Source organism: Roseateles sp. (assembly GCF_052436255.1).
GTDB lineage: Bacteria > Pseudomonadota > Gammaproteobacteria > Burkholderiales > Burkholderiaceae_C > Pelomonas.
On record NZ_JBQVNP010000070.1, the window covers coordinates 19,468 to 27,012 of the forward strand.

Here is a 7,545-nt window from a genome sequence, read left to right on the forward strand (position 1 = left end):
CGCCAGCGGCCCGGCAAAGCCGGTTCCGCGGCGGGAAGCTCGGTCAACTCAAGGAAACCAAAATGAAAGTACGTGCACAGATCGGCATGGTGCTGAACCTGGACAAGTGCATCGGCTGCCACACCTGTTCGGTCACCTGCAAGAACGTCTGGACCAGCCGCCCCGGCGTCGAGTACGCCTGGTTCAACAACGTCGAGACCAAGCCCGGCATCGGCTATCCCAAGGAGTGGGAGAACCAGGACAGGTGGAACGGCGGCTGGGTCCGCAAGCCCGACGGCAAGCTGGAGCCGCGCCAGGGGGGCAAGTGGAAGCTGCTGATGAAGATCTTCGCCAACCCCAACCTGCCGGAGATCGACGACTACTACGAGCCCTTCACCTTCGACTACGACCACCTGCAGTCGGCCCCCGAGATGAAGCATGCGCCGACCGCCCGGCCGCGCAGCCTCATCACCGGGCAGCGCATGGAGAAGATCGAGTGGGGCCCGAACTGGGAGGAGATCCTCGGCGGCGAGTTCAGCAAGCGCAGCAAGGACAAGAACTTCGACGACATCCAGAAGGACATCTACGGCCAGTTCGAGAACACCTTCATGATGTATCTGCCGCGCCTGTGCGAGCACTGCCTGAACCCGGCGTGCGTGGCGAGCTGCCCCTCGGGGTCGATCTACAAGCGCGAGGAAGACGGCATCGTGCTGATCGACCAGGACAAGTGCCGCGGCTGGCGCATGTGCGTGTCGGGCTGCCCGTACAAGAAGATCTACTACAACTGGAAGAGCGGCAAGGCCGAGAAGTGCATCTTCTGCTACCCGCGCATCGAAGCGGGCCAGCCGACCGTCTGCTCCGAGACCTGCGTCGGCCGCATCCGCTACCTGGGCGTGCTGCTGTATGACGCCGACCGCATCGCCGCGGCCGCCGCCACGCCCAACGACAAGGACCTCTACCAGGCCCAGCTCGACCTCTTCCTCGACCCCTTCGACCCCGCCGTTATCGAGCAGGCGCGCAAGGATGGCATCCCCGAAAACTGGCTGGAGGCGGCGCGCAACAGCCCCGTCTACAAGATGGCCGTGGACTGGAAGGTGGCCCTGCCGCTGCACCCCGAATACCGCACCCTGCCGATGGTCTGGTATGTGCCGCCGCTGTCGCCCATCAGTGCGGCGGCCAACGCCGGCCAGTTGGGTGCGGTGGGCGAGCTGCCCGATGTGCGGCAGCTGCGCATCCCGGTGCAATACCTGGCCAACCTGCTGACGGCCGGCGACACGGTGCCGGTGGTGGGCGCGCTGGAGCGCATGCTGGCCATGCGCGCCTACCAGCGCGGCGTGCACGTGGACGGCGTGAAGAACCCGACCGTGCTCAAGCAGACCGGGCTCACCGAGCCGCAGGTGCAGGACATGTACCGCGTGATGGCCATCGCCAACTACGAGGACCGCTTCGTCATCCCGACGACGCACCGCGAGTACGCCGAGAACGCCTTCAACGTGCGCGGCGGCTGCGGCTTCAGCTTCGGCAACGGCTGCTCGGAAGGCACGACGGAGACGAGTCTCTTCGGCTCCGAGAAGAAGCGAACCATCCCCATCAAGGCAACCGTCTGATGGCCGGCCCCTCGCCCAGTCTCGCGTCGGCTGAACGCCGGCAAGCCCGGTCGGTCCCCCGAGGGGACGGCGATGCTTGCCGGATCGACCGGCAAGCACATCGCCAACCGGGCCGGCTTGGGAGCGGCCCGGCGCTCGGCCCGGAACACCCCGGAAAGGACCACTGATATGTTCAACACCAAGCCCACCCCCGCCCCGCACAGCCTGCGCGTGCTTGCCGCGCTGCTGCGCTACCCCGACGCGGACTTCCGCGCCGCCGCACCTGAACTCGTGCAGGCCCTGCGTGCCGAGGCCGCGCTGCCGGCCGCACGCCTCGAAGAGCTGTGCGCGCTGCTGCAGCACCTGCAGCGCGACGATCCCTTCGCGGTCGAGGCCGATTTCGTCGACCTCTTCGACCGCGGCCGCGGCACGTCGCTGCTGCTGTTCGAGCACATCCATGGCGACTCGCGCGACCGCGGCCCCGCCATGGTCGACCTGCAGCAGACCTACGAGCAAGCTGGCCTCTACCTCTCGGCCGGTGAGCTGCCCGACCACCTCGCGGTGGTGCTGGAGTTCGCCAGCACCCAGCCCGCCCGCGAGGCGCGCGACTTCCTGCTGGAGATTGCGCATGTCGTGCGCGCCGTCTTCAGCGCGCTGCAGCGCCGCCAGAGCCCCTATGCCAGCGTGCTGGCCGCCGCGCTCGAGCTGGCGGGTGAACGTGCCGAGCGCGTCGACATCCCGCCCGAGCCCGAGCTCGACGACGACTGGGCCGAGCCCGAGGCCTTCGGCGGCTGCTCCATCGCCGGGCAGTCGCGGCCCGAACAGCCACAGCCCATCCACATCGTGCGCAAGCACAGCCCTCATCAACCGGGAGCACAGGCATGAGCGCCCTCCACAACTTCCTGTTCGTCGTCTACCCCTACATCTGCCTGAGCGTCTTCCTGATGGGCAGCCTGGCCCGCTTCGACCGCGACCAGTTCACCTGGAAGAGCGACAGCTCGCAGATGCTGCGCAGCCGCGGCATGAAATGGGCCAGCAACCTCTTCCACGGCGGCATCCTCTTCCTGTTCGTGGGTCATACCGTGGGCATGCTGACGCCGCATGCCTTCTACAGCGGCATCATCAGTGCCGGCACCAAGCAGATGGTGGCCATCGTGGCGGGCGGCATCGCGGGCATCGCCTGCTTCATCGGCCTGAGCATGCTGATCTGGCGCCGCCACACCGACCCGCGCATCCGCCTGACCAGCCACAGGACCGACCTGGCCATCCTCTGGATCCTGTGGATCCAGCTCAGCCTGGGCCTGCTCACGCTGCCCTACTCGCTGTCGCATTCGGATGGCTCGGTCATGCTGCTGCTGTCCGACTGGGCCCAGCGCATCGTCACCCTCAACCCCGACGCGAGCGGCCTGGTGGCGCTGGACTGGCCCTACAAGGTCCACATGGTGCTGGGCATGACGATCTTCCTGCTCTTCCCCTTCAGCCGCCTGGTGCATGTCTGGAGCGGCCTGGCCTCGGTGTTCTACATCTTCCGGCCCTACCAGGTGGTGCGCTCGCGCCGCCTGAATTTGCCCAAGTGAGTTCAACCATGGTTTTCATCAACGACATCGAGATCGCCGCTGCTGATGAGACGCTCGACGAAGAGGCACTGCGCCAGCGCGCCTGCACCGAGCTGCTGCGCCAGCGCGCCCAGGCCCTGGGCCTGCTGGCCGGCGATGACGCGGCCCCGCGTGCGGGCGCCATCAGCGAGGCGGCCAGCCAGGCCATCGAGGCGCTGATTGCCCAGGAGCTGGCCGGCCCCGTGCCCGACGAGGCCGCCTGCCGGCGCCACTTCGAGGCCAACAGCCGGCACTTCGCGCACGGCGAGCGGCTACAGCTGCGCCACATCCTGTTCGCCGTCACGCCGGGCGTGGATGTCGTGCGGCTGCGCCAGCGCGCGGAAGGCCACCTCATCGAACTGCGCGCCAGCGAGGTGCCCGCGTTCACCGACGCGGCCAAGGAGCTGTCCAATTGCCCCAGCGGCGCCGAGGGCGGCGCCCTCGGCTGGCTGACCGCACAAGACTGCGCGCCCGAGTTCGCCAAGGAGCTGTTCGGCCGCAGCGAGATCGGTGTGTTGCCGCAGCTGGCACACAGCCGCTTCGGTCTGCACATCGTCGCCATCGACGCCCGCGAGCCGGGCCGCCTGCCGGCCTTCGAGCAGGTGCGCGAGGCAGTGGCCCAGGAACTGCGTCAGCGCCACGGCCTGAGCGCCTTGCGCCACTACCTGCTGCAGCTGGCCGACGATGCCAGCCTGCGTGGCGTCAGCATAGGCGCGGCGGCAACGCCGCTGGTGCAGTAGCGGGCGGTTCCGCGTATGGGCATCGATCCGGTTGTCGCCTTCTTCGTGCTCGGCGTCGTCGGCGGCCGGCTCGGCTCAGACCTCAAGCTGAGCAGCGGGCTGTACGACACGCTGACCATCTATCTGCTGCTGGCCATCGGCCTGAAGGGCGGTTTCGAGCTGGCCAACAGCGATGTAGCCAGCCTCGTCCTGCCGGTGCTGGTCGTGGTCGCTGCCAGCGCGGTGACGCCGGTGATTGCCTACCAGGTGCTGCGGCGCATGGGCAAGCTGGCCCACCCCGATGCCGCCTCCATCTCGGCGCATTACGGCTCGGTGTCCGTCGTCACCTATGCGGTCGGTGCTGCCTTCCTCACGCGTGAAGCCGTCGGCTACGACGGCTACATGTCCATCTTCCTGGTCTTCCTGGAGTTCCCGGCCATCATCATCGGCGTGCTGCTGGCGCGCGGCCTGAAGCGCGACACCGAGTGGCGCGAGCTGGCGCGCGAGGTGCTCTGCGGCAAGGCCATCGTGCTGCTCGTCGGTGCGCTGCTGATCGGCTGGCTCTGGGGTCGCGAGGGCGCGCAGTCGCTGGTGCCCTTCTTCGAGGGCCTGTTCAAGGGTTTCCTGGCGCTGTTCCTGCTGGGCATGGGCGTGATGGCGGCCAGCCGCCTTGACGACCTCAAGCGCGTCGGCGGCTTCCTGATCGCCTTCGGCGTGGCGATGCCGGTGGTCTCGGCGGTCGGCGGCGTGCTGGTCGGCTGGCTGCTTGGCCTGTCGGTGGGCAGCACCACCCTGCTGGCCGTGCTCTATGCCAGCGCCTCCTACATCGCCGCGCCGGCGGCCATGCGGATTGCCATTCCCGAGGCCAACCCGGCGCTGTCGCTGGGGGCCTCGATGGGCATCACATTCCCGTTCAATGTGGTGCTCGGCATTCCGCTGTATCACCAGATGACGCTGTACTTCTACAAGGTGATGTCATGACGCAAGCCGCCAGGATGGACAAGCTTCTCGTCATCGTTTGCGAAGAAGCTCTGGAGCAGCACCTGGGGCGCGAGATCATTGCCTGCGGCGCCAAGGGCTACACCGTGTCGACCGTGCGCGGCCGCGGCCACCGCGGCGTGCGGGATGCGCAGTGGCTGTTGTCCAGCAATGTGCGCTTCGAGGTGCTGTGCCCGCAGGAGGTTGCGCAGCGCATCGCCGACCAGGTGCGAGAGAAGTTCGAGCGCAACTTCGGCATGGTCATCTATTGCACCGATGCCGCCACGCTGGGGCCGGGCTAGCCGTGCCGCCGCGGCCATGCGGGCGGTCGGTCTTGACCCAGCGCAAGGCCAAAGATGGCGCCGGCTTTTAGGCTAGCCAACATGCAAGCCACCCCCACCCACGACCTGCGCCAGCTGGCGCCGCCCCAGCGCCATCAGCTGGCCTTCCAATGCTTCGACAAACTCGCCATCGGCGAGGCCTTTGAGCTCATCAACGACCACGAGCCGCGCGGCCTGCTGATGCAGTTTGGCGAGCTGCGCACCGACAGCTTCGACTGGCAGGTGGTGCAGGCCGAGCCGGGCGCCTGGCGTATCCGCATCAGCCGCACCGGGCCCGGCGCCGACGCCCCGGCCGCAGCGGCCACGCGCCGCGGCGATTGCGGCTGCAGTTGCAGCGGCGGCTGAGCGCCCGCATGCCTGACAAGACCGAAGGCGCCGCCGACCTCCTGCCGCGCAAGCCGCAGCTGGTCTGTCCGGCCGGCTCGCTGCGTGCCCTGCAAATGGCCCTGGATGCCGGCGCCGATGCCGTCTACCTGGGCTTGAAGGACGCCACCAATGCGCGCAACTTCGCCGGCCTGAACTTCGACGCAGCCCAGGTGCGCGAGGGCGTCACGCTGGCCCACCGCCTGGGCCGCCAGGTGCTGATGGCGTTGAACACCTTTGCCGATGCGCGCGACCCGGCGCCCTGGCAGCGCGCCGTCGACCATGCCGCCGAACTGGGCGCCGACGCCCTCATCGTGGCCGACAGCGCGGTGCTGGCCGATGCGCATCGCCGCCATCCGCAGCTGCGCCTGCATCTGTCGGTGCAGGCCTCGGCCACCAACCACGAGGCCATCGAGTTCTACCGCCAGCGCTACGGCATCGCCCGCGCCGTGCTGCCCCGCGTGTTGACGCTGCAGCAGGTGCAGCATCTGCTCAGGCACTGCCGCGTGCCGGTCGAGGTGTTCGGCTTTGGCAGCCTGTGCGTGATGGTGGAGGGGCGCTGCGCGCTGTCCAGCTACGCCACCGGCCAGTCGCCCAACACGGCCGGCGTCTGCTCGCCGCCGGCCGCCGTGCGCTGGGACGAGGCGGCCGATGGTGTGCGCGCCCGCCTGGGCGGCGTGCTGATCGACCACTACCGCCCCGGCGAAGCGCGTGGCTACCCGACGCTGTGCAAGGGCCGCTTCGAGGTCGGCACGCTGGCGCGCGACTATGCGCTGGAGGAGCCCACCAGCCTCAACACCCTGTCCCTGCTGCCCCAGTTGATCGCGTCGGGCGTGGCCGCCGTCAAGATCGAAGGCCGCCAGCGCAGCCCCGCCTATGTGGCCGAGGTCACCAGGGTCTGGCGCACCGCCATCGACGCCGCCTGGGCGGCCCACGAAGGCCGCGGCCGCTACAGCGTGCAGCCGGCCTGGGACGCTCAGCTGGCCCGCTGGTCCGAAGGCCAGCAGCACACCCTCGGCGCCTACGACCGCCCCTGGAGATGAACACGATGATGGAGCTGTCCATTGGCCCCCTGCTGTACTGGTGGCCGCGCCAGGCGCTGCTGAACTTCTATGCCGACCTGGCCGACGCACCGGTGCGCAGCATCGTGCTGGGCGAGCTGGTCTGTTCGCGGCGCAACGAGTTCAAGTTCGATGACTGGCTGGCCCTCGGGCGCGAGCTGCGCGAGGCCGGCAAGGACGTGCGGCTGGCGACCATGGCCCTGGTCATGAGCGAGGCCGAGCTGCGCAGCCTGCGCCGCGTCTGCGAGCAGGACGAGTTCGGTGTCGAGGCCGGTGATGCCGGGGCGCTGCAGGTCCTGTCGCGCGGACCCCGCCGGCCATTCACCCTCGGCCCCCACCTCAACATCTACAACGCCGCCGCCCTCGCCGAGCACGCTGCGCTGGGCGCGGACCGCTGGGTGGCGCCGGTGGAGCTGTCGCTGGACGCGGTGGGACACATCAACCCGGGGCCGTCGGCCGTGCAGACCGAGGTGTGGGGCTTTGGCCGCCTGCCGCTGGCCTTCTCGGCGCGCTGCTTCACGGCCCGCCACCACCGGCTGCAGAAGGACGACTGCCAGTTCCGCTGCCGCGACGATGCCGATGGCCTGCTGCTCAAGACCGGGGAGGGCGTGGACTTCCTGGCCCTGAACGGCATCCAGACGCAAAGCGCCGCGCTGCAATGCCTGATCGGCCAGGGCGCGGCGCTGCGCGAGGCGGGTGTGAAGCGGCTGCGGCTGTCGCCCTGCGCTGCGCAGTTCGGCCGCGTTGTCGAGCTGTTCGACGCCGTGTTCACGCGCGGCGCTAGTGCCGGGGATGCACTGGCCGAGCTGCGCGAGCTGCCCCTGCCGGGCCGCCTGGTGGACGGCTTTGCGCGCCGCCAGCCCGGGCTTGCGGAGGCCGCATGACCGCGACGCTGCCCCAGCTGCCCCCGCACTGGCGCGCGC

At 69.2% G+C, this 7,545-nt stretch carries 9 protein-coding genes; all 9 read left to right on the forward strand.

Annotation, left to right across the window (positions count from 1 at the left end):
• Positions 1–62 precede the first annotated feature (62 nt).
• A complete protein-coding gene (gene narH / locus ACT6S0_RS16190) occupies positions 63–1,586 on the forward strand; it encodes a nitrate reductase subunit beta (protein WP_444764818.1) in 1,524 nt (507 codons plus the stop codon).
• A 168-nt stretch (positions 1,587–1,754) separates the two neighbouring features.
• Positions 1,755–2,450: a nitrate reductase molybdenum cofactor assembly chaperone gene (narJ, locus tag ACT6S0_RS16195; RefSeq protein WP_444764819.1), complete on the forward strand. Its 696-nt coding sequence runs from the start codon at positions 1,755–1,757 to the stop codon at positions 2,448–2,450.
• Positions 2,447–3,142: a respiratory nitrate reductase subunit gamma gene (gene narI, locus ACT6S0_RS16200; protein WP_444764820.1), complete on the forward strand. Its 696-nt coding sequence runs from the start codon at positions 2,447–2,449 to the stop codon at positions 3,140–3,142. The genes narJ and narI overlap by 4 nt, the downstream gene beginning before the upstream one ends.
• Positions 3,139–3,900: a peptidylprolyl isomerase gene (locus tag ACT6S0_RS16205; RefSeq protein WP_444764821.1), complete on the forward strand. Its 762-nt coding sequence runs from the start codon at positions 3,139–3,141 to the stop codon at positions 3,898–3,900. The genes narI and ACT6S0_RS16205 overlap by 4 nt, the downstream gene beginning before the upstream one ends.
• 15 nt (positions 3,901–3,915) lie before the next feature.
• A complete protein-coding gene (locus ACT6S0_RS16210) occupies positions 3,916–4,860 on the forward strand; it encodes a sodium-dependent bicarbonate transport family permease (protein WP_444764822.1) in 945 nt (314 codons plus the stop codon).
• Positions 4,857–5,159 carry a P-II family nitrogen regulator gene (locus tag ACT6S0_RS16215; RefSeq protein WP_444764823.1) on the forward strand — a complete coding sequence of 101 codons (303 nt, stop codon included), beginning with the start codon at positions 4,857–4,859 and terminating at the stop codon, positions 5,157–5,159. The genes ACT6S0_RS16210 and ACT6S0_RS16215 overlap by 4 nt, the downstream gene beginning before the upstream one ends.
• Before the next feature lie 81 nt (positions 5,160–5,240).
• The gene (locus tag ACT6S0_RS16220; protein WP_444764824.1) at positions 5,241–5,543 is read left to right on the forward strand and encodes a DUF2249 domain-containing protein; all 303 of its coding nucleotides are present in this window, start codon (positions 5,241–5,243) and stop codon (positions 5,541–5,543) included.
• Positions 5,544–5,551: 8 nt separating this feature from the next.
• Positions 5,552–6,604 (forward strand): ubiquinone anaerobic biosynthesis protein UbiU, encoded by a 1,053-nt coding sequence (gene ubiU / locus ACT6S0_RS16225; RefSeq protein WP_444764825.1) that lies wholly within the window; start codon positions 5,552–5,554, stop codon positions 6,602–6,604.
• Complete coding sequence (locus tag ACT6S0_RS16230; RefSeq protein ID WP_444764826.1) at positions 6,601–7,506, forward strand: U32 family peptidase; 906 nt, start codon at positions 6,601–6,603, stop codon at positions 7,504–7,506. The genes ubiU and ACT6S0_RS16230 overlap by 4 nt, the downstream gene beginning before the upstream one ends.
• The last annotated feature ends 39 nt before the right edge of the window (positions 7,507–7,545 follow it).

Excerpts from the sequence above, each read along its gene's own strand:
- narH (WP_444764818.1), top strand. The coding sequence starts at position 63 with ATGAAAGTACGTGCACAGATCGGCATGGTGCTGAACCTGGACAAGTGC.
- narJ (WP_444764819.1), top strand. The coding sequence starts at position 1,755 with ATGTTCAACACCAAGCCCACCCCCGCCCCGCACAGCCTGCGCGTGCTT.
- narI (WP_444764820.1), top strand. The coding sequence starts at position 2,447 with ATGAGCGCCCTCCACAACTTCCTGTTCGTCGTCTACCCCTACATCTGC.
- ACT6S0_RS16210 (WP_444764822.1), top strand. The coding sequence starts at position 3,916 with ATGGGCATCGATCCGGTTGTCGCCTTCTTCGTGCTCGGCGTCGTCGGC.
- ACT6S0_RS16215 (WP_444764823.1), top strand. The coding sequence starts at position 4,857 with ATGACGCAAGCCGCCAGGATGGACAAGCTTCTCGTCATCGTTTGCGAA.
- ACT6S0_RS16220 (WP_444764824.1), top strand. The coding sequence starts at position 5,241 with ATGCAAGCCACCCCCACCCACGACCTGCGCCAGCTGGCGCCGCCCCAG.
- ubiU (WP_444764825.1), top strand. The coding sequence starts at position 5,552 with ATGCCTGACAAGACCGAAGGCGCCGCCGACCTCCTGCCGCGCAAGCCG.
- ACT6S0_RS16230 (WP_444764826.1), top strand. The coding sequence starts at position 6,601 with ATGAACACGATGATGGAGCTGTCCATTGGCCCCCTGCTGTACTGGTGG.